Below are 23884 nucleotides of genomic sequence, written 5' to 3'. Positions count from 1 at the left end.
GACTGAGGCCGGCCCCGCCACCGCCCGCCGCACTCTGCGGCCGGATGCGGGGCCGGGCGGCCACGCAAAACCAGAACAACCCTGCCGACGGCGTCGCCGCCGGGGCAACTCACCATAGTTGCACGGCCCCCGCTCCACAAGGCGCTGCGTGACAGGCTCGTGCCGGCGCTCACGTCGGGTTCAACCGCGGTGGGAGGCTTTCCTGGCAAGCCCCGGTCGGCATGTGCTATTGGCTCGCCTCGCCGGGGCCGCGGGGGTGGCCGCCGGATCAGGGGGACCCTTCGCCATGCTCCGCCGCCGCGGACTGGCGAGCCTGCTGCTCGCCTTCGCCATGCTGCCGCCGCCGCGCGCGGCCGACGCCGCCACCACCGCCACCCTGACGGCGGAGGGCAGGGGCGCGCGGCTGACCGTTGCGCTCGCCGCGGGCGAGCGCTGGCGCATCCGCGCCCTGGTGCGGCCCAACCGCCTGCTGATCGACTTCCCCGGCTCGCGCTGGCGCGGCCCCGCGCGCACGGCCGGCGCCGGCCCGGTCAGCGTCATGCGCAACAGCCGCGGCCAGTTGGTGCTGGACCTCACCGGCCCCGTGCAGGTGACGCGCGCCACCGGCCAGCCCGGCCAGCTGGTGGTGGAGATCGCCCCCGGCCCCGCCGCCGCCTTCAACCGCGCCGCCGCCGCGAAGACCGTGCTGGCGCAGGGCGGCGGCACCGCCGGCCTGCCGCTGGTGGTGCTCGATCCCGGCCATGGCGGGCGCGACCCCGGCGCGATCGGCGTGAAGGGCACGCGGGAGAAGACCATCGTGCTCGCCGCCGCGCAGGAGCTGCGCCGGCAGCTGGAGGCGACCGGGCGCTGCCGCGTGGCGATGACGCGCACCGGCGACCGCTTCATCCCGCTCAACGACCGGGTCACCTTCGCCCGAAGGCGGGAGGCGGCGCTGTTCGTCTCCCTGCATGCCGACAGCGCGCCCGGCGCGCGCGGCGCCAGCGTCTATACGCTGGGCGACAGCACCGACGCCTTTTCCACCGCGCTCGCCCGGCGGGAGAACGACTCCGACCGCGCCGGCGGGCTGCGCCTGCCATCGGTCTCGCCGGAGGTGCAGGCGATCCTGCTCTCGCTGATGCGGGCCGAGACAAGGGCGGGCAGCGCGCGGATGGCGGAGATGGTGGTGCAGGAACTCGGCGGGCAGGTGCCGCTGCTGCCCAACACCCACCGCCAGGCCGGCTTCGTGGTGCTGAAGGCGCCGGAGATCCCCTCGGTGCTGGTGGAGCTCGGCTTCCTCTCCCATGCGCAGGACGAGGCGGCGCTGCGCCGGCCCGACCATCGGGCGAAGCTGGCCCGGGCGCTCTCGCGCGCGATCGGCGGCTGGCTCGCCCGCGCACGAACGGCCGAGGTCCTGGCAACCGGTTGAGCGCGCCCCGATATGCTGCGCTAGCGACGTGCTCGCGCTTGCCACGCGCAGGTGGGGCCTGTGTGCGGGCGTCGGGAGTGGTGTAAGGAAGCCGCATGGATACCCCTGAGCTCCGCGCGGAGGAACGCATGGTCGGGCAGCGCCCGGCCGGCGCCGCTTCGCGACCTTCCCGCCGCAACCGGAAGCCGCAGCCCCCGAAGCCGCCGCGCCGCCGCCTGTTCGGCACGCTGCGCTTCCTGGTGAAGCTCGGCCTGATCCTCGCGGTGACCGGCGGCCTGGCCGCCGCCGGGGCGGGCTGGGCGCTCTACCGCTCGGCCGAGGCGGAGCTGCCCGACCATGCCTGGCTGGCCGATTACCAGCCGCCGCAGATGAGCCGGATCTACGCCGGCGACAGCCGGCTGATGGCCGAGCTCGCCCAGGAGCGCCGGGTCTTCGTGCCGATCGAGGCGATCCCGCGCCGCGTGCAGCAGGCCTTCGTCTCCGCCGAGGATCAGAATTTCTGGAGCCATCCGGGCGTGGACCCGGTGGCGGTGCTGCGTGCCGTGGTGACCAATGTCGAGCTGCTCGCCGGCGGGCGCCGGCCAATCGGCGCCTCCACCATCACCCAGCAGGTCGCCAAGAACATGCTGGTCGGCAACGACCGCACGCTGACCCGCAAGGTGCGGGAGGCGATCCTGGCGCTGCGCATCGAGCAGGCGATGCCCAAGGCACGCATCCTGGAGATCTACCTGAACGAGATCTTCCTCGGCTTGCAGGCCTATGGCGTGGCTGCCGCGGCGCAGGGCTATTTCAACAAGTCGCTGGACGACCTGACGCTGGGCGAGGCGGCCTTCCTCGCCGCGCTGCCGAAGGCGCCGAACAACTACAACCCGCTGCGCTTCCCCGAAGCCGCCCGGGCCCGCCGCGACTGGGTGATCGAACGCATGGCCGATGATGGCCACATCACCCGCGCCGAGGCCGAGGCCGCCAAGGCCGAGCCCATCGTCCCGCGGCCGAGCCGCCGGCCGGACCTGGTCGCGGTCGGCCAGCACTTCACCGAGGAGGTGCGGCGCGAGCTGGTGTCCCGCTTCGGCGCCGACCAGACCACCATGGGCGGGCTGGTGGTGCGCACCTCGCTCGAGCCCACCCTGCAGGCCGAGGCGGAGCGCGCGCTTCGCCGCGGGCTCAGCGAGTATGATCGCCGCCGCGGCGGCTGGCGTGGCCCGGTGGCGCAGATTCCCGCCGCCGCCACCGAATGGATGCCCGCGCTCGCCGAGGTGCAGCGCCCGCCCGGCATGCTGGCCGGGTGGCGGCTTGCCGTGGTGCTGGAGGTGCGCGACCGGGAAGCGCGCCTCGCCTGGGTCGAGCGGCCCGACTCCGGCGCCGCGCCGCAGCCGCGCACCGGCACCCTGCCGTTCGACGAGGTCTCGCCCTGGGCTCGCCCCGTGCGGGAGGATGGCCGCCTCGGCCCGGCGCCGCGCCGCCTGCAGGAGGTGCTGTCCGTCGGCGACGTGGTGATGGTGGAGGACCTGCCCGCCACGCCGGCGCAGGGCCGCACGCCGGCCCGCCCGGAGCGGCTTGGCCTGCGCCAGGTGCCGGAGGTCGAGGGCGCGGTGGTCGCGCTCGACCCCAACAACGGCCGGGTGCTGGCAATGGTCGGCGGCTGGTCCTTCGAGCGGTCCTGGTTCAATCGTGCCAGCCAGGCGCAGCGCCAGCCCGGCTCCTCCTTCAAGCCGTTCGTGTACCTGCCGGCGCTGGAGGCGGGCATCCCGCCGAACCAGCTGCTGCTCGATGCGCCGGTGGAGATCATGACGCCGCAGGGCATGTGGCGGCCGGGGAATTACGGCGGCGGCGCGCCGCAGGGCTGGGTGACCATGCGCAACGCGCTGGAGCGCAGCCTCAACCTGGTCACCGTCCGCCTCGCGCAGCAGGTCGGCATGGACGCCGTGGCGGATACCGCGGCGCGCTTCGGCGTGATCGACAACATGCCGCGCGTCCTGGCGATGTCGCTCGGCGCCGGGGAAACCACGGTGCTGCGCCAGGCCGCGGCCTATGCCGGCTTCGTCAATGGCGGGCGCCAGGTGACGCCGACGCTGATCGACACCGTGCAGGACCGCCACGGCCGGCTGGTCTGGCGCACCGACATGCGCCGCTGCGCGGCCTGCGCGACCACCGATCCGGCCGCCGGCCCGCCCGAGCTGACCTCGGAACTGCGCCAGATCGCCGATCCGGTCGCCGCCTACCAGATGGTGAGTCTGCTGCAGGGCGTGGTGCAGCGCGGCACCGGCACCCGCGCCGGCGCCGGGTTGAACCGCCCGGTCGCCGGCAAGACCGGCACCACCGACGACTACAAGGACAACTGGTTCGTCGGCTTCACGCCCGATCTCGTGGTCGCCGTCTGGGTCGGCTTCGATGAGCCGCGCTCGCTCGGCGAGCGGGAGACCGGCGGCACCAACGCCGCGCCGATCTTCCGCGACGTCATGGCCTCGGCGCTGGAGGGCAGCCCGCCGCTGCCCTTCCGCGCCCCCGCCGGCACCGCGCTGGTGCGGGTGCCGCTGGAGAATGGCGGGACGCTGCTGGAAGCCTTCCGCCCGGGAAGCGACACCAGCGGGCGCGGACAGATGGATCCCTTCGCGGGCGGCACCGGGGCGGCCGCCGCCGGCCTCGACAGCGGACTCGGGGGTTTGTACTGAGCCGCCACCATGCGCGCTGATGCCGAGACCCTGAAGACCGAGATCGCGGAGAGCATTGCGCTGCTCCGCCGCCACCTCGACTGGGACGCCGCCCTGGTGCGGCTGGCCGAGCTGAATGCGCGCGCCGAGGACCCCGAGCTCTGGAACAAGGCCGACGAGGCCCAGACGGTGATGCGCGAGCGCAACCGGCTCGCCTCGCAGCTCGAGGGCGTGCAGAAGCTGGAGAAGGACGTCGCCGACGCGCTGGAGCTGATCGAGCTCGCCGAGGCCGAGGGCGATGCCGCGACGGCCGATGCCGCGGTGGCCGACCTCAAGGGCTTCGCCGCCGAGCTCAAGCGCCGCGAGATCGAAAGCCTGCTCTCGGGCGAGGCGGATGCGAATGACTGCTACGTCGAGGTGAATGCCGGCGCCGGCGGCACCGAGGCGCAGGACTGGGCCGAGATGCTGCTGCGCATGTACAGCCGCTGGGCGGAGTCGCACGGCTACAAGGTCACGATGACCGAGCAGAGCGAGGGCGAGCAGGCGGGCGTGAAGAGCGCCACGATCCAGGTCAGCGGCCCCAATGCCTATGGCTGGCTGAAGACCGAGACCGGCGTGCACCGGCTGGTCCGCATCAGCCCCTTCGACGCCGCCGCACGGCGGCAGACCAGCTTCGCCTCCGTGTACGTCTATCCCGTGATCGACGACCGCATCCAGATCGAGGTCAACCCGGCCGACCTGAAGACCGATACCTTCCGTGCCTCCGGCGCCGGCGGCCAGCACGTGAACAAGACGGAATCCGGGGTGCGCTTCACCCACATCCCGACCGGCATCGTGGTCGCGAGCACCCAGGACCGCAGCCAGCACCGCAACCGCGCCATCGCGCTGGACATGCTGAAGGCGCGTCTCTACGAGCTGGAACTGTCGAAGCGCGAGGCGATCAACGCCGCCACCGAGGCCGGCAAGACCGACATCGGCTGGGGCCACCAGATCCGGTCCTACGTGTTGCAGCCCTATCAGATGGTGAAGGACCTGCGGACCGGCGTGGAGAAGGGCAACCCCGCGGCGGTGCTGGACGGCGACCTCGACGAATTCATGGCCGCGGCGCTGGCGCTGCGGGTAGGGACGACGCGCTCCGACGCCAGCGCGCAGGCGCAGTAGCCGCGTGACCGACCGCGCAGCCCTTGTGGAGGCAGCGCGGGCGTTGGATGCGGCGGGCTACATGCCGCAGAAGTCCGGCAATCTTTCGCTGCGCACGCGGGACGGCTTCGTCATCACGCCCTCCGGCCTGGCCTACGCGGCGATGACCGAGTCCGATCTGGTGGAATGCGCGCCCGATGGCGCACCGCTAACCAACGGGCGTCCGTCCTCCGAATGGCGCCTGCATGCGGCGATCTACCGCGCGCGGCCGGATGCTCAGGCGGCGGTGCACACGCATTCGCCGCGCGCCACCGCCCTCTCCTGCGCGCGGCGGCCGATCCCGCCGTTGCACTACATGATCACCCTGGCCGGTGCGGGCGGCCGCCTCGGCATTCCCTGCGCCACGCATGCCACCTTCGGCACCGAGGAATTGGCGCAGGCCTGCGTCGCCGTGCTCGGTGCCGAGCTGCGCGCGACGCTGCTGCCGAATCACGGCGTCGTCGCCCTCGGCGCGTCGCTCGCCGATGCGGTGGCGCTGGCGCGGGAGGTGGAGAACCTGGCTGGGCAATATCTCGACCTTCTGGCGGCGCGGCTCGACCCGGTGCTGCTGGACACGGCCGAGCTCGCCGACGCTGCCGCGCAGCTGAAGGGCTACGGGCGGCCCGCCTGATGTAGCCCGCCGGCTGACGCAAGCCGGAAGAGGGCCGGGCCGCAGCGCCGCGGACAGGGCTATGCAATCTCGGCGACCAGCTTGCGCAGGATGGCTTGCGAGAAGCTGGCGGCGTCGCGGGCCACCACCATGAAGGCGCGCGGTCCGCCGATGACGCTCTGTGCGAAATAGGCGTCCAGGTTCCGATGGGCATCCAGGATCGGCAGGCCGTTCACCGTGACGCCTGCGGCCACCGCGTCGTCCCGCGCCTCGGCGGCAGAGCGCCCATCGTTGTTGGGGCCGTTTCCCGAGATGTCGATGATGCGGCGCGCAGCGGCATGCGGCGCCCGGGCGAGCAGATCGACCGAGAAATCGATCGCCGCGCCGATCGCAGTGTAGCCGGGCATGGGCCGGGGCGCCCGCATCAGGGCCTCGGCGAATTGCGCGGCGCTGCCGGCATCCTCGATCACGGCCCATGGCAAGATCTGGTCCTGCCGGTGCGACCATTCAACGGCGGTTATGCCGACTCGGCCGTGAAGACCCGTCGATACCGCCTCGAGGAAAGCCGGGCTTCGCAACGCCCGCGCATGCCCTTCGCGCTGCAGCATCAGCCGCTCTTCACTCAGGCTGCCCGACGCGTCGATAGCGACAACCAGCAGCACATCGAGCGAAACCTCCGGCCCAGTCGCCGGGATGACGCGTGACAGTCGGTTGTGCCGCATGGCGCGCGGGACTTCGATGAGGCTCGGGCGGCGCACGGGTATCTCCAACGCTTCGGCCGGGGGATCCTGCGTGACGCGACCGCGTGGCGTCCTGAGCGTCTTCCGAAAAATTGTGCGTGAAGTCCGAAACCGTTTAGGCTCCAGACGCAAGGGGCCTGCCGACATGCGACTTGTCTCACCTGCGCAGCAAAGGGCGTGCGTTCTACCGGCCGGGTTCGTGGTGGATCTCGTCTCCGATTCGCTCCGCACCGCCGACGGCGCCTTCGTGGAGTTGCGCCCACGCTCCTTCGCCGTGCTGCGCCTCTTGGCGCAGAACCTTGGCCGAGTGGTGTCCCGCGGCGAGATCATGGCTTCTGTCTGGAACGACGCCGCGGTGACCGACGACGTCCTCACCCAGTGCATCGTGGACATCCGCCGCGCCATCGGCGACACGGAACACAGGACCCTGCGGACAGTGCCGCGGCGGGGATACCTGCTGACGGGCACGCCGGGTGAGCCCGCCCGGCCGGAAGCGGCAGCGCCGGAACCCGCGCTGGCGCCAGCCGGGCGCGTCGTGCCGGAAACGCGCTATGCCCGCAGCGGCGCCATCCACATTGCCTACCAGGTCACCGGCGAAGGACCTGTCGATGTGGTCTTCGTGCAGGGCTATGTCACGCATCTGGAGCTGGAATGGGAAGACCCCCGCCCGGCCCGCTTCTTCGAGCAGCTCTCCTCCTTCTGCCGGCTGATCCGCTTCGACAAGCGCGGCACCGGCCTGTCCGACCGGGTGAGCGGCCTGCCGACTCTGGAGGAGCGGATGGACGACGTGCGGGCAGTGATGGACGCCGCAGGTTCGCAGCGCGCCGTCCTGCTCGGCTGCTCGGAGGGCGGACCGATGAGCATTCTCTTCGCCGCCACCCATCCCGAGCGCGTGCGATCCCTGATGCTGTGCGGTGTGATGGCCCGCATCGCCTGGGCGCCTGACCATCCCTGGGGCCGCACCGCCGAGCAGCTGGCGACGAACGTCCGGATCATCGAGGAGAAATGGGGCAGCGGCCACTCGGTGGACCTGTTCGCGCCGAGCATCGCCGGCGATCCGGCCTATCGCGCCTGGCGTGGGCGTCTCGACCGCGCCGCGGCGAGTCCCGGCGCGGCCATCACCCTGGCGCGGATGAACTTCGACATCGACGTCCGTCATGTGCTGCCGAGCATCGCGGTGCCTACGCTGGTGGTGCATCGCACGGGTGACATAGCCGTGAATGTTGAGCATGGGCGCCACCTCGCGGGACTCATTCCGAGGGCGCGCTATCTCGAACTGCCGGGCCGGGATCACGCCTTGTGGGCGTCCGACACGCAGATCCTTTGCGACACGCTGCGTGCCTTCATCAACGAGGCGGAGGTCGGGCCAGACCGCGACCGGGTGCTTGCCACCATCCTGATCGCCGAACCGGGATCGGAAGCGGACGAGGCCGCCTCCGCCGGCGTGCTGCGGCGGCAGATCGCCCTGCACCGCGGGCGGGAGGTCGGCGCAGGCGGCAACGCGCCGTGGACCGTCATCTTCGACGGACCTGCCCGCGCGGTCCGCTGCGCCCGCGCGATCATCGAGGCGCTGCGGGCCTCGGGCATGCAGGCCCGGGTCGGCGTGCATACAGGCGAATGCGAGCTGCGCGACGGCAAGCTGGAGGGGGTGGCCTTCCGCATTGCGGCGCATGTCGCCAAGGCGGCGGCTCCCGGGCAGGTACTTGTGACATCCACGGTGCGCGACCTGGTCGCCGGCTCGGGACTGCGCTTCGTGCAACTGGGGGAGCGGAGCTTCCCGGGCCTTCCCGGAAGCTGGGTCGTGCTCATCGCGGGGTAGCGCGCGGCGACCCCTGAACGTGAAGAAGGCCCGGCGGATCGCTCCGCCGGGCCTTCCGCATTGCCGGTGGCTTTCGCCGCGGCAGGCCTAGTGACTCGCCCTCGCTGTGGCGATGGCGATGATCCAGGCCGCGGACACGGCGTCGGCCGAAGAGCAATGAGACACTGGATCACCTCCTTTCAGTTGGTTTCGGATGACCGAGCCTGGGGCCGGACAGGTGCAGAACGCAAGATGAAAATTCCTCAGCCGCCCTTCGCCTTCGTTCGCAGGACATGCTTCTGGATCTTGCCGGTGCTGGTCTTCGGCAGCTCGTCGAAGACCACGTGCCGCGGTACCTTGTAGCCGGCCAGGTGCTGCTTGCAGTGGGCGATCAGCTCCTCAGCCGTCGCGGTCATGCCGGGGCGGAGCTCGACGAAGGCGCAGGGCGTCTCGCCCCATTTCTCGTCGGGCTTCGCCACCACGGCGGCGACAGCAACGGCGGGATGCCTGTAGAGCGCATCCTCCACCTCGATCGAGCTGATGTTCTCGCCGCCCGAGATGATGATGTCCTTCGAGCGGTCCTTCAGCTGGATGTAGCCGTCGGGACAGGCCACGGCGAGGTCGCCGGTGTGGAACCAGCCGCCGGCGAAGGCCTTGGCCGTGGCCTCGGCATCCTTCAGGTAGCCCTTCATCACCACGTTGCCGCGCATCATCACCTCGCCCATGGTCGCGCCATCGGCGGGCACCTTCGCCATCGTCTCGGGGTCCATCACCTCGAGGCCTTCCAGCGCGAGGTAGCGCACACCCTGGCGCGCCATCAGCCCGGCCTGCTCGCCGGCGGGCTTCGCGTTCCACGCGGCGTGCCACTCGTTGACCACGGCCGGGCCGTACACCTCGGTCAGGCCATAGACGTGGCAGACGGCGAAGCCGGCCTCCTTCATCGCGGCGAGCACCGCCTCGGGCGGCGGCGCGCCGGCGACGACGAACTGCACCTGATGCGGCAGTGGCCGCTTCTCCTCCGCCGGCGTCGCCAGCAGCGCGGACATGACAATGGGCGCGCCGCACATGTGGGTTACGCCTTCGGACGCCATCAGCCGCCACATGTCGGCGCCGCGCACGGCGCGCAGGCAGACATGCACGCCGGCCTGCGCGGTGACGGTCCAGGGGAAGCACCAGCCGTTGCAGTGGAACATCGGCAGCGTCCAGAGATAGACGGGGTGCTTGCCCATGCCGGCGCTCAGCACATTGCCGATGGCGAGCAACTGCGCGCCGCGATGGTGGTACACCACGCCCTTCGGACGCCCGGTGGTGCCGGAGGTGTAGTTCAGCGTGATCGCGTCCCATTCGTCGCCGGGCATCACCCAGGGCCAGACCGCGTCACCCGTCGCGATGAACGCCTCGTAGTCGGTGGCGCCGTCCAGCCGGTTGGCACGCGCGGCATCGGAGGCCTCCGGGTCATCCACCTCGATCACCCGCGGCGCAGCCTTGCATTGCGTCAGTGCGAGGCGCACCAGCGGCACCAACTCGCGATCCACGATCACCGCCTTCGCCTCGCCGTGGTCGAGGCAATAGGCGATCGTCGCCGCATCCAGCCGCGTGTTGAGCGTGTTCAGCACGCCACCGGTCATCGGCACGCCGTAATGGCATTCGAGCATGGCCGGCGTGTTGGGCAGCAGGGCCGCCACCGTATCGCCGCGGCCGATGCCGGCCTGCGCCAGCGCATGAGCGAGCTTCACGCAGCGGTCGCGCAGTTCGCGATAGCTGCGGCGCAATGCGCCATGCACCACGGCGGTATGGTCGGGGAAGACCTGCGCCGTGCGTTCCAGGAACAGCAGCGGCGTCAGCGGCTGGTGGTTGGCGGGGACGCGCGGCAGGGCGTCGTAATCGGCGGCGGCCATCTAGCGGTCTCTCCACACGGGCTTGCGCTTGCCGAGGAAGGCGCCGATGCCCTCGATCGCGTCCTCGGCCATCAGGTTCTCGGTCATCACGGCAGCGGTCAGCGCATAGGCTTCATCCAGCTTCAGGCCACGCTGCCGGTGGAACGCCGCCTTGCCAACCCGCACCGTATGCGCGCTGCGCGCGGCGATGCGGGCGGCGAGTTCCATCGTCGCGGCGGCGAGTTCCTCGTGCGGCACCACGCGGTTGACCAGGCCGATGCGCTCGGCGTGTTCGGCGCCGATCATCTCGCCGGTGAGCAGCATCTCCATCGCGGGCTTCGCCGGCACGGCGCGGGACAGCGCGACCGCGGGCGTCGAGCAGAACAGGCCGATATCCACACCCGGCGTGCAGAAGCGCGCCTGGTCGGAGGCGACGGCGAGATCGCAGGTGGCGACCAGCTGGCAGCCGGCGGCGGTGGCCACGCCCTGCACCTGCGCGATCACCGGCTGCGGCAGCCCGACGATCGCCTGCATCACCTGCGCGCAGCGCGTCATCGCCGCGTCGAAGAAGCCGCGGCCGGCATCGGCGTCGGCGCGATGCGCGGTGATCTCGCGCAAATCGTGGCCGGCGCTGAACACCGGGCCCTCGGCCGCCAGGATCACCACGCGCACGCGCGCATCCGTCGCCACCTGCGCCAGCGATTCCTGCAGCGCGCCGAGCATCGCGAAGGAGAGCGCGTTGCGCGAGGCCGCGCGGTTCAGCGTCAGCGTGGTGACGCCGCCATCGGTGTCGGCGCGCAGCAGCAGGGGGGACGTTCCATCGGGCATGGGCGCTATTTCTCCGCAGCCTTCAGCACATCACCGATCTCGTCGAGGATCAGCGGATCATCAATCGTCGGCGGCACCGCATAGGTCTCGCCATCGGCGATCCTGCGGATCGTCCCCCGCAGGATCTTGCCCGACCGCGTCTTGGGAAGGCGTGCCACGACGCGGGCATCCTTGAAGGCCGCGACGGGGCCGATGCGGTCGCGCACCATCGCGACGAGTTCCTTCGCGATGTCGGACTCGGCGCGGTGCACGCTGGCCTTCAGCACCACCAGGCCGATCGGCGCCTGGCCCTTCAGCGAGTCCTTCACGCCGACCACCGCGCATTCCGCCACGTCCGGATGCGCCGCCAGCACCTCCTCCATGGCGCCGGTGGAAAGGCGATGGCCGGCGACGTTGATGATGTCGTCGGTGCGGCTCATCACCCAGACATAGCCATCCGCATCCACCATTCCCGCATCGGAGGTGTTGTAGTGGCCCGGGAAGGTTTCGAGATAGGCGCTGCGGAACCGGTCGTCGGCATGCCACAGGGTCGGCAGGCAGGACGGCGGCAGCGGCAGCTTCACCGCCAGCGTGCCGATCTGCCCGCGCGGCACCTCCTGCCCGCCTTCGTCCAGCACGCGCAGATCGTAGCCGGGCGCCGGCTTGCCGCCGGAACCGAAGCGCGCGGGGAACAGGCCGAGGCCGCGGAAATTGCCGGTGATGGTCCAGCCCGTCTCGGTCTGCCACCAATGGTCGATCACCGGCTTCTTCAGTAGCGCGCTGACCCATTCCGCCGTCGGCGGATCGCACCGCTCGCCGGCGAGGAAAAGCGCTTCCAGCTTCGAGAGGTCGTGCCGTGCGACGAAGCTGCCTTCCGGATCCTCCTTCTTGATCGCGCGCAGCGCGGTGGGCGCGGTGAACAGCACCTTCACGCCGTGCTGCGACGCAACCCGCCAGAAGGCGCCGGCATCCGGCGTGCCCACCGGCTTGCCCTCGTAGAGGACGCTGGTGCAGCCCGCGAGCAGCGGGCCGTAGACGATGTAGGAATGGCCCACCACCCAGCCGACATCGGAGGCCGTCCACATCACGTCGCCGGCCTTCAGGCCGTAAAGCATGGACATCGAGTTCATCAGCGCCACGGCGTGCCCGCCATTGTCGCGCACGATGCCCTTCGGCGCCCCCGTCGTGCCGGAGGTGTAGAGGATGTAGAGCGGATCGGTCGCCGCCACCGGCTCGCAGGGCTGGTGCGGCGCCTCGGCCTCGGCTTGCAGGAAATCGGTGTCGCGGTCGGGGGTGAGATCGCAGGGCTGTTCGGGCCGCTGCAGGATCAGGCAGAAATCCGGCTTGTGCGGGGAGAGCGAGATCGCCGCGTCCAGCAACGGCTTGTATTTCACGATGCGGCCGGGCTCGATCCCGCAACTCGCGCTCAGCACCGCCTTCGGCTTGGCATCGGCGATGCGCGCCGCCAGCTCCGCCGCCGCGAAGCCGCCGAACACCACCGAATGCACCGCACCAAGCCGTGCGCAGGCCAGCATGGCGATGGCAGCTTCCGGCACCATCGGCATGTAGACGATGACGCGATCACCCTTGCCGACCCCGCGCGCGGACAGCGCGCCGGCGACGCGTGCAACCCGGTCCAGCAGCTGTGCATAGCTCAGCACCGCGCTGCGCCCGGTGATCGGGCTGTCCCAGATGATCGCCGGCTGCGCGCCGCGCCCGGCGCCGACATGGCGGTCCAGCGCGTTCCAGCAGGTGTTCAGCTCGCCATCCGGGAACCAGCGGCCATAGACGCCGCGCTTGGGATCGAACACCGTCTTCGGCGCGACGGTCCAGTCGATGGCGCGCGCGGCGCGGCGCCAGAAGGCCGAGGGATCCGCCTTCCACGCGGCATAGACCTCGTCGTAGCGACTGCTGCCGGTGTTCGCGTCCATCGCTGGCCGTCCTCCGTGGCGCGGCGGCGGCGCTTGCCGCTTCCGCTGTTGCAACCGAGTGTGCCATCCTCCGCCCCATGGCGGGAGGTATCTGGCAGTCCTGGCGGTCCGTCTTCGTCTCGGTCCGGGTCGGGCCGGAGACCGCGCCGGCGCCCGAACCGCTGCCGGCCGGCCCGCTGGATGCGCAGTGCTACGTCGTATTCGATCTCGAAACCACCGGCCTCAGGCCGAGCCTCGATGACGCCATCGTGCAGATCGGCGCAGTGCGGCTGGAGACCGGCACGGAGGTGGGCAGCTTCGACATGCTCGTCCATCCCGGCCGGAAGATCCCGCCCGTCTCCACCCGCTATCACGGCATCACCGACGCCATGGTCGCCGGCGCGCCGACCGTGCCGGAGGCCCTGGCCGCCTTCCGGGACTTCGCCGCCGGCGCCGTGCTGGTGGCGCACAACGCCGCCTTCGACCTGACCGCGCTCGCGGCCGCCGCGGAGCGCGGCGCGCCACGGCTGCCGAACCCCGCCATGTGCTCGATGCTGCTGGCCCGCTGGCTCGATCCGCGCGAGCCCGACATCTCGCTCGACGGGCTGTGCGGCCGCGCCGGGCTGGTGATCGAGCATCGCCACCGGGCGCTCGGCGATGCGCGGGCGACGGCGGCGCTGTGGATGTCGCTGCTCGCCCGCGCCTCGGCGCGCGGCGTCGTGGACCTGCCCGAACTCGCGCTGCGCACCCGCATGGCGGAGCGCATCGCCGAGCACGCACGGCATTTCTGACCACAGGAGGCCGCGACCCGGCCCGGCCGCCCCGCAAGGCACCATGGCAGGAGGAACGACCCGATGCAGGACAGTACGCTCCGCCCCGCGACGAAGGCGGACAGCCAAGCCATAGCGGCGCTCTTCCTGATCTCCTCCGACGGACTCGCCGCCTATATCTGGAGCCGCCTGGCCGGCCCGGATGAGGATCTGATCGCCGTCGGCGCGCGGCGCTACGCGCGGGAGGACGTGGCCTTCTCCTACCAGAACTGCCTGATCGCGGAGCGGGGCGGAGAGGTGGCGGGGATGCTGCACAGCTTCCCGATGGAGCACACCCCGGACGCACCGCCGGAGGCCGATCCGGTGCTGCGTCCCTACAGCGAGCTCGAGGACCCCGGCAGCCTCTATGTCTCCGGCGTGGCGCTGTTCCCGCAGCATCGCGGGCATGGCATCGGGACGCGGCTGATGGCGGCGGCGGTGGCGCGGGCACGCGATCTCGGCCTGCCGCGCGTCAGCCTCATCTGCTTCGAGCAGAACGCCGCTGCGATGCGGCTCTACCGGCGGCTCGGCTACCGGGAGATCGCCCGCCGGCCGGTGGTGCCGCACCCGACGCTCCACTATGCCGATGGCGACGCCGTCCTGCTGGCGCGGCCGGTGGCCGCCTCCGGCTGAGGCGGTGCTCACCACACCCGCCCGGTCAATTCGGCGGCCGCGGTCCGGGAGAAGCCGCGGATCGCCTTCAGCCCGTCCTTCAACGCCGCGCGTTGCGCCGGCGGCAGCGCCGCGGTGTCCACCAGGTTCCCTGGCGGCAGGCCGGCGGCGAGATCGGCCAGCTGCTGGCGCAGCACGGCATCGAGCAGCATGGCAAAGCCGGCACGCAGACGCTCGGCCTCCGCCGCGGAGATGGTGCCGCGCGCCGCCAGGCCGGCAAGTCGCGCCGGCGTGGCAGGGTCGGGGACGCCGGCGCGCAGCGCCGCCAGCCGCGCCGCGGCGACCAGCGGCATCAGCCCGTGCAGCTTGAGGTCGGTGCGCGTGCCCGGCCCCGGCTCGTCGTCTGTGAAGCCGCCCCAGAAGGTGAGGCCGACATTGAGCTGCGCATCCTGCGCCGCCAGCATCGCACCCCAGGCCGGCTCCTCCTTCAGCAGCGCCATCGCCTGTTCGCGCAGCGCCTCGGCCGGCGCCTCCTCGCCCCAGCCGGCGCGCAGATCGAGGAAGATGTCGGCGAAGAGCAGCGCCGCGCCGTGCCGCTTCCGCGCCCAGAGGCGCAGCTGGTCGCGCCATTGCGTGCGCGTCTTCCGCCACAGCGGGTTCATCGCCATCACGCCGCCCTTGCAGAGCGTGAAGCCGGCCTCGGCCAACGCCAGGCAGAAGCGCTCGGAGACGCGGCGGAACCAGGCATCCACGCGGCCGTGCTCGGCATCGTCGTAGTCGGCCAGCAGGAAGCCGTTGTCCTGGTCGGGCCGCAGCAGCGACTCGCCGCGGCCGAGGCTGCCCATCAGCAGCAGGGTGAAGGGCACCGGCGGCGGCTCCGCCTCGGCGGCGATCGCGCGGTCCAGGATGCGGCGATGCAGATCGGCATTGATGCCGCTGACCAGCGCGACGACCTCCGCCGCATCCAGCCCCTCGGACAGCAGCGCGGTGGCGAGCCCGGCCTGCGCCTGCTTCACCGCCGCATCATCGCCGGCCAGCGCATCGAGATGCGCCAGCATCAGGCCGGAGGAAGCCTCCAGCGCCTCCGCCCGGTGCAGCATGCCGATGCAGCGGCCATCCCGGTCCAGCAGCGGCAGGTGGCGCAGCCGGTGGGCGCGCAGCAGCGCCACCGCGCGCCACAGCCCCCGCTCCGCCGCGCAGCCGATCACCGGCGTGGTCATTGCCGCGGCGAGCGGCGCCTCGGGCGGCATGCGGAAGGCCACGCGGCGGGCGACATCCTGCTCCGTGAGGATGCCGATCGGCCGCCCCGCCGCATCCACCGCCAGCACCGAGGAGGCGCGCGCCGCGGTCATGGCGGCGAGCGCCTGGGTCAGCGGCGTCTCGGGCGGCAGGGCGGGCGGCGCGGGCGCCACCGCGCCGGAGGCGGGGCGGAGCAGTGCGGCGGCGGCGGAGGTCGGGCTCATGGACATGCAGTCTGCCATGGCTGCGCGGCGGAGCGGTTGACCCATCGCAAGCGGTGCCGGGCGGCTCCGCCGAGCATTAATTCGTCTCCAGATCTGCATCGCTGCGGAGAATCTTGTAACACATCCGCCGCCGCCAGCGGCGTTTCCGTTACGCGGCTGTCACCCCTGGACCAGGCGCGCCGTGACCGCCGGCGCGTCGAAGGCGCGCTCGAGCTCCTGCTGGGTGGCGACGAAGTGGAAGCGCAGCGCGCCGCGGATCGAGGGCGTCTCGCCGATCCGCTGGTCCGGGTGGAACGGGATGGTCGCGAGCAGCGGCGCCTCGCACCGCAGCGGCAGCCGGTCGGCGGAAAGCGGCGGCGCATCCTGGAGCACCATGAGATGATGCAGCAGGCCCTGCTTCGCGGCCTCCAGCGTCTCGCGCTCCGGCTCCGGCGCCGGGGCGGCATCGAGCACGGCGCCGCCGATCGCGGCAAGCGCCTCCGCCAGCATCGCCTCGCGGCCCGGGGCATGGGGGCGCAGCCAGGCCTCGGCCATCGCGGTCACGTCGAGCGCGGCGCCGGCGAAGGTCTGCCAGCGGCAATGCAGCAGGGCGGCAGCGAAGTCCGGGTTGGCGAAGGCTTCGCGCTCGGCGCGGCCAGTCTTCACGCGGCAATAATCCAGCACGGTCTTCTGGGTGACGAAGGCGGATTGCCGGGCGACGAAGGCCTCGAGCGCGGCCGGATCGGCCTGGCGGGCGCGGCCGAGCAGGCGCGAGAACAGCATGGACATTACGTAACCTTACCTCCCGCGGTTCATGTTGCGCCGGCTTCTTCGGGCATGATAGCGGCGGTTCTGAAGAAAAATTCACTGCCACGATTCGTGGCGGAACGTGGAAGCTGCCGCGTGCAAGGCCCTGCGCGGCCGTGATGGGGAGAGAGACAGTATGCCACTTGTGGGAGACGTGCAGGAGAAGCGGGGGGATGGCGGCCCCGCCGTGGACAAGGCAACGGCGGATGCCTACTGGAGCAAGACCTCCGGGCTGATGTGGACAATGCTGGTCATCTGGCTGGTCGCCGGCTTCGGCATCCACTTCTTCGCCACCGCGCTCAACGAGATCCGGATCTTCGGCTTCCCGGTCGGCTTCTACATGGCCGCGCAGGGCAGCCTGATCATCTTCGTCGTCATGCTGTTCTGGTTCGCGAGGCGCCAGAACGCCATCGACGAGGAATTCGGCGTCGAGGAGGAGTGAGATGTCCGACGCCAGCAAGCCGCAGAGCGGCGACTTCCTCTCGAACCTCGGCCGGATCTATGCCTGGTACACCGGTGGCTTCGCCGGCTTCGTGCTGGTGCTCGCCCTGCTCGAGCAGCTCGGGGTGCCGAACCGGATCATCGGCTACCTGTTCGTCTTCCTCACCATCGGCGTCTATGCGCTGATCGGCTACCTGTCGCGTACCGCGCAGGTTTCCGAATACTACGTGGCGGGCCGGCGGGTTCCGGCCTTCTACAACGGCATGGCGACCGGCTCCGACTGGATGTCGGCGGCCAGCTTCATCGGCATGGCCGGCACGCTGTACCTGCTCGGCTATGACGGCCTGGCCTTCGTGCTCGGCTGGACCGGCGGCTACGTGCTGGTGGCGATCCTGCTCGCGCCCTATCTGCGCAAGTTCGGCGCCTACACCGTGCCGGACTTCCTCGGCGCGCGCTACGGCGGCAACTTCGCGCGGCTGTGCGGCGTGATCGTGCTGATGTCGGCCTCCTTCACCTATGTGGTGGCGCAGATCTTCGGCACCGGCATCATCGCCTCCCGCTTCCTCGGCATCTCCTTCGAGGTCGCGGTGTTCGTCGGCCTGGCGGGCATCCTGGTCTGCTCGATGCTGGGCGGCATGCGCGCGGTCACCTGGACCCAGGTGGCGCAGTACATCATCCTGATCATCGCCTACCTGATCCCGGTCGTGCTGCTCTCGTTCAAGGTGACGGGCGTGCCGGTGCCGCAGCTGATGTACGGCCAGGCGCTCGAGCAGATCGAGCTGCTGCGCACGACGAAGGAGGCCTTGGCGGGTGCGCCATCGCACATCACGCCGTTCACCACCTATGATCCGCTCAACTTCTTCGGGCTGATCTTCTGCCTGATGGTGGGCACCGCCTCGCTTCCGCACATCCTGATGCGCTACTTCACCACGCCCTCCGTGCGCGACGCGCGGAAATCCGTGGCGTGGAGCCTGTTCTTTATCTTCCTGCTCTACTTCACCGCGCCGGCCTATGCGGCCTTCGCCAAGCTGGAAGTGTTCACCAACGTGATCGGCTCCCCGATCGCGAGCCTGCCGGCCTGGGTCGGCATCTGGAGCGACATCGGCCTGGTGCGGGTGACCGATGCCAATGCGGACGGCATCCTGCAGTTCCGGGAGTTCGTGATCAACGCCGACGCCATCGTGCTGGCGACGCCGGAGATCGCGGGCCTGCCCTATGTGATCGCCGGCCTGGTGGCGGCGGGCGGCCTGGCCGCAGCGCTCTCCACCGCCGATGGCCTGCTGCTGGCCATCGCCAACGCGCTCAGCCACGATATCTACTACCGGATGATCGATCCGCAGGCGAATGCCAGGCGCCGCCTGGTGGTCGCGCGTGTCCTGCTGATCATCGTGGCGATCATCGCCGCCTGGGTCGCGAGCACCCGCCCGGCGGGCATCCTGGCCATGGTGGCCTGGGCCTTCTCCATCGCGGCCTCGGGGCTGTTCCCGGCGCTGGTGATGGGCGTCTGGTGGAAGCGCACCACCTCGGCGGGCGCCATCGCCGGCATGATTACCGGCTACGGCGTCTGCCTGTTCTACCTGATCGGCACGCAGTACTACGGCATGCCGCTCTGGTTCGGGGTGCGCAACATCTCCTGCGGCCTGTTCGGTATCCCGGCGGCCTTCATCGTGACCTGGGTGGTCAGCATGATGACGGCCGCACCCTCGAAGTCCATGCAGGACTTCATCGACAGCATCCGCACGCCGCGCGGCGGCGTCCGGTTGGTGGCGGGCGAGAAGGCACTCGACTGAACACTGCCGCGGCCCGGAGACGGGCCGCGGATCTGCCGATGGGGGGCGGGGCGCCGCACGGTGTCCCGCCCTTTCCATGTCCGGAATTCCGTGCGATGGCGGCCGGCATGGAGGCATCCGGCTTCATCCTCGGCCATCTGCCCTTCTGGGCGGTGACCTATGGCCTGGCGGCCGTGGGCTGGACGCTGATGGGCCGCTTCATGCTGCAGTTCCTGGTGCCGCAGGACAGCGCGCTCTACATCTGGCGCGCCTTCCGGATGCTGACCGACTGGGCGGTGGCCGTCGCGCGGATGCTGGTGCCGAGCTTCGTGGCCCCCGGCTACCTGCCGCTCGTCGCGGCCTTCTGGATCTTCGTGCTGCGCATGGGCCTCGGCATCCTGTTCTGGTCCGCCGGCTGGGCGCCGCGCTTCGCGCCGCCGGAAGGATGAGGCGCCGGCCATGGCACCGCAGACCGTCTTCGTGTTCGTCGTCGCGCTCAGCCTGCTGAACGGGCTGGTGAGCCCGCTGCTGGGGCTGGTCTTCGGCCTCTGGCCGCTCTGGTATCCGCAGGCGATCACGCCGGTGCCGGAGCTGGTGTTCTACGGCGCCAGCCTGATCGTCTCCACCGCCACCCTGCTGGTCTCCGCCGTGCCGGCCGCGGTCGCCGAGCGGGCCGGCCTGCCGCTCGGCACGGCGATGTGGGTGTGGGTCGCCGGCGCGGGCGCGCTGCTGCTGCTCGGCCTCGCCTGAGCCGCCGCAGCCAGGGCCCGGCCACCGCTGCAACCGCAATTGCGGCAGGACCTTGGCAGTTGCGTCCGGGTTGAAACCCAATCCATGCTGCCTAAACCCTTGGTATAATTGAATACCAAAAACCGCATACAATTAGGCTAGACAGCCTACTTATGGTTGTGGCCTCACGCTTCCGCGAGCGCATCACGCCGCCGCGAGCAAGCAGAGGACCACGCATGGGGACCTATAACGACGTCAACCCGACGCCGCTCGACATGACCGGCTGGCAGACCGTCTTCTTCGACGGTTTCAACGGCACGCAGCTCGACTGGCAGAAATGGCCGATCACCTATGGCGGCTCGATGTACTGGAACAACGCCTTCTGGTGGGACAACGGGCAGCTCAGCGTCGGGAACGGCGAACTCACCATCGGCATGGACAAGCAGTCCGACGGCATCTGGACCGTCGGCGGCCTGTCCAATGCACCCTATGCGGGCGCGCCGGAGGGGCATGGGCACGGCTTCACCTATGGGCGGGTCGAGATCCGCGCCAAGACCAGCGAGGAGCTGGAAGGCGCCGGCCCCTGCTTCCTGCTGTGGCCGACCTCGCTCGACAAGTGGCCGCCGGAGGTGGACATCCTGGAGACGCCGAAGAACGGCCAGGGCATGTTCACCAATCACTGGCAGGGCCCCGGCGGCAACGGCGACGACGAGTACCAGACCTTCCTGTTCGATCTCGACCACAGCCAGTGGCATACCTATACGCTTGACTGGCTGCCCGACCGGCTGACGCTCTACATCGACGGCGTGAAGGTGGCCGAGACCTTCGAGAACATCCCGACCGAGCAGATGTCCGTCGGCCTGCAGGGCCATGTCGGCACAGAGAGCGACGGCTGGTACGGCTCGCCCAACAACTCCGGCGTCAACAGCGTGGACATCAGCGTGGATTGGGTGCGGGTGTCGCAGTACACCAGCGGCAGCCCGCCCGCACCGGCGCCTGAGCCCGCGCCCCAGCCGACGCCCGAGCCGACACCCGCGCCAACGCCTGACCCGGCACCCGCGCCGACGCCCGAGCCCACGCCCGCGCCGCCTGCGAACGACCCGGTCGCGCTCAGCGTCGGCAGCGGCCCGGACACCCTGGTCCTGCAGATCGCGCAGGATGCCTACAAGGGTGACGCGCAGTATGTCGTGCATGTGGACGGAACGCAGGTCGGCGGCACCCTCACCGCCTCGGCCTCCCGCGCCTCGGGCCAGGCCGACACCGTCACCGTGAAGGGCGACTGGGCCGCCGGCGCGCACACGGTCGAGCTGTTCTTCCTCAACGACTTCTACGAAGGCTCGGCCGCCGCGGACCGCAACCTGCACCTGCTCTCGGCCACCTACAATGGCGAAGCGGTGCCGGGTGCCAGCCTCACCATCTGGGGCGGTGGCTCCGGCTACAACTTCTCCTTCACCGAGGCGGCGCCGCCGCCGGAGCCGACCCCTGCACCCGCACCAGTCCCGCCCTCCGGCGTCCTGCTGGAAGGCTCAGGCGGCGGCGACACGCTGCGCGGGCGGGTCGGGGCGGATACGCTGAACGGCGACGACGGGAACGATCTGCTGCAGGGTGGCGCGCAGGCCGACATCCTGTCCGGCGGCGACGGCTCCGACAGGCTCCTCGGCGGCGGTGGCGACGACCTGCTGCAAGGTGGCGGCGGCAACGACGTGCTGCGCGGCGGCGCAGGCGACGATCGCATCGTCACCGGCAGCGGCGCGGATCGCGTCATCTTCGGCACCGGCGACGGCGCCGACCGCGTCAGCGACTTCGCCCGCGGGACGGATCGCGTGCAGCTCGTCGGCGTCACCGCCGAGCAGGTGGTGGCCAAGCTCGCCACGCGCGACGGCGTCTCCGGCCTGGAGCTGAAACTGCCGGGCGGGGAGACCCTGTTCCTCGACGGCGTGGAGGCTTCCTCCGCGAGGCAGCTCGGCCTCCAGGGGAGCTTCGCGGCCGGCTCCGACCTGCCGGGCACGGCACCTGCGCCGGCGCCCGTGGCGCCATCGCTGCCGGCCACCACCAGCACGGTCGAGGGCACCTCGGGCGATGACTGGCTGAAGGGCGGCGGCGGGGCGGACCTGTTGCTGGGCGGCGCGGGCTCGGACGACCTGCAGGGCCTGGACGGCAACGACGTGCTGCGTGGCGGCAAGGATCACGACGGGCTCACCGGCGGGGCCGGCGTGGACACCTTCGTCTTCGCCCGCGGCGACGGCGACGATTGGGTGGTGGACTTCCAGCCCGGCAGCGAGAAGATCTGGCTGGAGGGCATCGCGTCGACCGAGGTGCGCCAGACCGTGGAGACCCGGTGGGGCATGGTCGGGCTGGAGCTCGACTTCGGCCAGGGCGACGAGATCTTCCTGCAGGGCGTCGCCCAGAACATCGCGGCGACCGACATGGTGTTCGCCTGAACCAGACCGGGGGAGGCCGCAGGGCCTCCCCCTTTTCCTCGCCAGCCGGTCGTGGCGGGACTAGACCCGACGATTCACGCCCTGGCGTGCCCGCCTGCGGCGTGCACACCCCGGGCGATCGCGGGCTAGAGGATGAAGTCGTCGGCCGTCAGCGTGTGGAGCCCGTTGAGCACCACGGCGAAGTCGACCGCCTTGTCGCCATTGGCATCGGCATAGACCAGGGTGTTGCCGCCCGACTGCACATAGCGCAGCTCCCCGCCTGCTCCGGTGAAGCCGAGGCTGCCGCGGAAGCTGAAGGCCTGCTCGCCGGCAAGGTTGGCGTTGGCGTCGATCAGCGCCAGGTCGATCAGGTCCTCGCCCTGTACGAAGTCGCGGATCTGGTCGCGGCTGGGCGCGCTCGGCGGGCTGTCCAGCAGGTCGCGGAAGACGAAGGTGTCGAAGCCGGCCTCGCCGAACAGGATGTCGCGGCCCAGGCCTCCCTCGAGGATGTCGTCGCCGTCGCCGCCGCGCAGCGTGTCGTCGCCGGCGCCGCCATTGATGATGTCGTTGCCCGCGCCGCCGTTGATCGCGTCGTGGCCGTCGAGCCCGGAGAGGTCGTTGTCGCCGGCGCTGCCGATCAGCAGGTCGGCGTGGTTGCTGCCCCAGAGGCGCTCGAAGCCGCCGAACCTGTCGCCCTGCGCATCGCCACCCCAGCCCTTGCCAGTGACGAGGTTCACGGTCACGCCCGCCGCGGACTGCGCGTACATCAGCAGGTCGGACCCGGCACCGCCATCCATGCTGTCGGCGCCCGCGCCGCCATGCACCGCATCGTCGCCGGCTCCGGCCAGGATCAGGTCCACGCCGGCGCCGCCGCTGACGATCTCGTCTCCCTCGCCGCCCCGGAAGGTGTCGTTGCCGTCGCCCGCGATCAGGTAGCCGTGCAGCTGGCCGAGCCGGCCGTCGTAGCTGTCGTTGCCGGCGCCGAACTCTATGTTGCCCTGTATCGTGCCCTGGTTGACGATCTCGGCCGTCAGCACATGGCCCGACGCGCCGGACACCGTGCGGATTGCGTTGGTCTCGCCGCTGATCGTGCCGGTGTTCAGCAGCTGGAAGGTGGCGACTTCGGAGCCCCAGAAGTTGCTGGCAACCAGGGCCTCGCCTTCCAGGTTCGTGATCGTTCCGCTGTTGTTCACCAGCGCGTTGCCGTTCACTTGCACCGCCTGGTAGGTGCTGCCGCCGCCGATGATGGCGCCGCTGTTCAGCAGCCGCCCATCCCCACCCAGGAGGGCGGCCACGCCGGAACTGGCAATGCTGCCGGTGTTCTCGAGCGTGGCATTGATGCCCGAGAGGTAGATCCCATCCGACCAGAACTCGTCGCTCCCCGTCGTCTCGATGATGCCGTGGTTGCGCACGAGCGTGTTGTCGCCGGAGATGCTGATGGCGCTGCCGCCGCCGACGATCCACCCGGTGTTCACCACGCTGGTGCCGTCGCCATGGAGCGAGATGCTGTAGTGGCCGGTAATCATCCCGGCATTGGTGATGGCGGTGCCGTCACCGATGACCTCCACGCCCATGTAATCGCCGGCCACCAGACCGCCGGAATCCACCTGCAGCCGGAAGCCGTTGAACTCCGGCGCCCACCCATATTGCCACAGGTGGGAGGCGTCCGGGGTCGCGATCGCGGTGCCGGTGGAGAAGATCGCACCGCGGACCACCGCCTCTGCATTGTTCGCCGCGATTTCCACCGCGAGGCTGCCGTCCACCACCAGGTTGCCCGAGCTGGCGACGAAAAGCTGGTCACCGTCGCCGAACGCGCCGCTCGGGTTCAGGGTCTTCTTGATGGTTTCGGTGCCACCCACGAACAGCAGGGCCATCGTC

General features: G+C 70.8%; 19 protein-coding genes. 12 read left to right on the top strand and 7 right to left on the bottom strand.

Annotated elements, in window-relative coordinates:
* Positions 1–286 precede the first annotated feature (286 nt).
* The 4 genes from ACESM1_RS18050 (at position 287) to ACESM1_RS18035 (ending at position 5866) form a co-directional block, all read left to right on the top strand.
* On the top strand, positions 287–1405 hold the full coding sequence (locus ACESM1_RS18050) for an N-acetylmuramoyl-L-alanine amidase (RefSeq protein WP_372622409.1): 1119 nt from the start codon (positions 287–289) through the stop codon (positions 1403–1405).
* A gap of 95 nt (positions 1406–1500) precedes the next feature.
* Positions 1501–4077 (top strand): penicillin-binding protein 1A, encoded by a 2577-nt coding sequence (locus tag ACESM1_RS18045; RefSeq protein ID WP_372622407.1) that lies wholly within the window; start codon positions 1501–1503, stop codon positions 4075–4077.
* A gap of 9 nt (positions 4078–4086) precedes the next feature.
* Positions 4087–5217: a peptide chain release factor 2 gene (gene prfB, locus ACESM1_RS18040; protein ID WP_372622406.1), complete on the top strand. Its 1131-nt coding sequence runs from the start codon at positions 4087–4089 to the stop codon at positions 5215–5217.
* 4 nt (positions 5218–5221) lie between these two features.
* Positions 5222–5866, top strand: coding sequence for a class II aldolase/adducin family protein (locus ACESM1_RS18035; RefSeq protein ID WP_372622404.1), 645 nt, complete (start codon positions 5222–5224; stop codon positions 5864–5866).
* A gap of 59 nt (positions 5867–5925) precedes the next feature.
* Here the strand turns inward: ACESM1_RS18035 and ACESM1_RS18030 are convergent, their stop codons facing one another.
* The gene (locus tag ACESM1_RS18030; protein ID WP_372622402.1) at positions 5926–6603 is read right to left on the bottom strand and encodes a DUF1194 domain-containing protein; all 678 of its coding nucleotides are present in this window, start codon (positions 6601–6603) and stop codon (positions 5926–5928) included.
* Between ACESM1_RS18030 and ACESM1_RS18025 the strand changes: the two genes are divergently transcribed.
* Positions 6584–8404, top strand: coding sequence for an alpha/beta fold hydrolase (locus ACESM1_RS18025; protein ID WP_372622400.1), 1821 nt, complete (start codon positions 6584–6586; stop codon positions 8402–8404). The two genes, ACESM1_RS18030 and ACESM1_RS18025, sit on opposite strands and share 20 nt — an antisense overlap.
* Positions 8405–8646: 242 nt before the next feature.
* On the opposite strand, the gene ACESM1_RS18020 is transcribed toward ACESM1_RS18025, so the two are convergent.
* The 3 genes from ACESM1_RS18020 to ACESM1_RS18010 are packed head-to-tail and all read right to left on the bottom strand — an operon-like array spanning position 8647 to position 12998.
* Complete coding sequence (locus tag ACESM1_RS18020; protein WP_372622398.1) at positions 8647–10281, bottom strand: acyl-CoA synthetase; 1635 nt, start codon at positions 10279–10281, stop codon at positions 8647–8649.
* Positions 10282–11088 carry an enoyl-CoA hydratase gene (locus ACESM1_RS18015; protein WP_372622396.1) on the bottom strand — a complete coding sequence of 269 codons (807 nt, stop codon included), beginning with the start codon at positions 11086–11088 and terminating at the stop codon, positions 10282–10284.
* A 5-nt stretch (positions 11089–11093) separates the two neighbouring features.
* Positions 11094–12998 (bottom strand): AMP-binding protein, encoded by a 1905-nt coding sequence (locus tag ACESM1_RS18010; protein WP_372622395.1) that lies wholly within the window; start codon positions 12996–12998, stop codon positions 11094–11096.
* A gap of 77 nt (positions 12999–13075) precedes the next feature.
* Between ACESM1_RS18010 and ACESM1_RS18005 the strand changes: the two genes are divergently transcribed.
* Positions 13076–13768, top strand: coding sequence for a PolC-type DNA polymerase III (locus ACESM1_RS18005; protein WP_372622393.1), 693 nt, complete (start codon positions 13076–13078; stop codon positions 13766–13768).
* 63 nt (positions 13769–13831) lie between these two features.
* Entirely contained in the window at positions 13832–14419 is a 588-nt protein-coding gene (locus tag ACESM1_RS18000; RefSeq protein ID WP_372622392.1) for a GNAT family N-acetyltransferase, read from the top strand.
* Between the two features lie 8 nt (positions 14420–14427).
* Here ACESM1_RS18000 and ACESM1_RS17995 read toward each other — a convergent pair whose 3' ends face one another.
* Positions 14428–15861, bottom strand: coding sequence for a DUF294 nucleotidyltransferase-like domain-containing protein (locus ACESM1_RS17995; protein WP_372622390.1), 1434 nt, complete (start codon positions 15859–15861; stop codon positions 14428–14430).
* 159 nt (positions 15862–16020) lie between these two features.
* Positions 16021–16629, bottom strand: a complete 609-nt coding sequence (locus ACESM1_RS17990; RefSeq protein WP_372622389.1) for a hypothetical protein — start codon at positions 16627–16629, stop codon at positions 16021–16023.
* Positions 16630–16783: 154 nt separating this feature from the next.
* Here ACESM1_RS17990 and ACESM1_RS17985 point away from each other — a divergent pair, with 154 nt between their 5' ends.
* The 5 genes from ACESM1_RS17985 (at position 16784) to ACESM1_RS17965 (ending at position 22027) form a co-directional block, all read left to right on the top strand.
* On the top strand, positions 16784–17089 hold the full coding sequence (locus ACESM1_RS17985; protein WP_372622387.1) for a DUF4212 domain-containing protein: 306 nt from the start codon (positions 16784–16786) through the stop codon (positions 17087–17089).
* A 1-nt stretch (position 17090) separates the two neighbouring features.
* Positions 17091–18878: a sodium:solute symporter family protein gene (locus ACESM1_RS17980; RefSeq protein WP_372622385.1), complete on the top strand. Its 1788-nt coding sequence runs from the start codon at positions 17091–17093 to the stop codon at positions 18876–18878.
* A 95-nt stretch (positions 18879–18973) separates the two neighbouring features.
* On the top strand, positions 18974–19306 hold the full coding sequence (locus ACESM1_RS17975; protein ID WP_372622383.1) for a YggT family protein: 333 nt from the start codon (positions 18974–18976) through the stop codon (positions 19304–19306).
* Between the two features lie 10 nt (positions 19307–19316).
* The gene (locus ACESM1_RS17970) at positions 19317–19607 is read left to right on the top strand and encodes a hypothetical protein (protein ID WP_372622381.1); all 291 of its coding nucleotides are present in this window, start codon (positions 19317–19319) and stop codon (positions 19605–19607) included.
* A gap of 215 nt (positions 19608–19822) precedes the next feature.
* Entirely contained in the window at positions 19823–22027 is a 2205-nt protein-coding gene (locus tag ACESM1_RS17965) for a family 16 glycosylhydrolase (RefSeq protein ID WP_372622379.1), read from the top strand.
* Positions 22028–22152: 125 nt separating this feature from the next.
* Here the strand turns inward: ACESM1_RS17965 and ACESM1_RS17960 are convergent, their stop codons facing one another.
* The gene (locus ACESM1_RS17960) at positions 22153–23880 is read right to left on the bottom strand and encodes a calcium-binding protein (RefSeq protein WP_372622377.1); all 1728 of its coding nucleotides are present in this window, start codon (positions 23878–23880) and stop codon (positions 22153–22155) included.
* Between the last annotated feature and the right edge of the window lie 4 nt (positions 23881–23884).

Origin of the sequence: Falsiroseomonas sp. (assembly GCF_041690465.1) — a bacterium.
In the GTDB taxonomy this organism is placed as follows: Bacteria; Pseudomonadota; Alphaproteobacteria; order Acetobacterales; family Acetobacteraceae; genus Falsiroseomonas.
The sequence above is the reverse complement of the archived record's forward strand: the minus strand, read 5'-3'. Positions and strand labels throughout refer to the sequence as shown.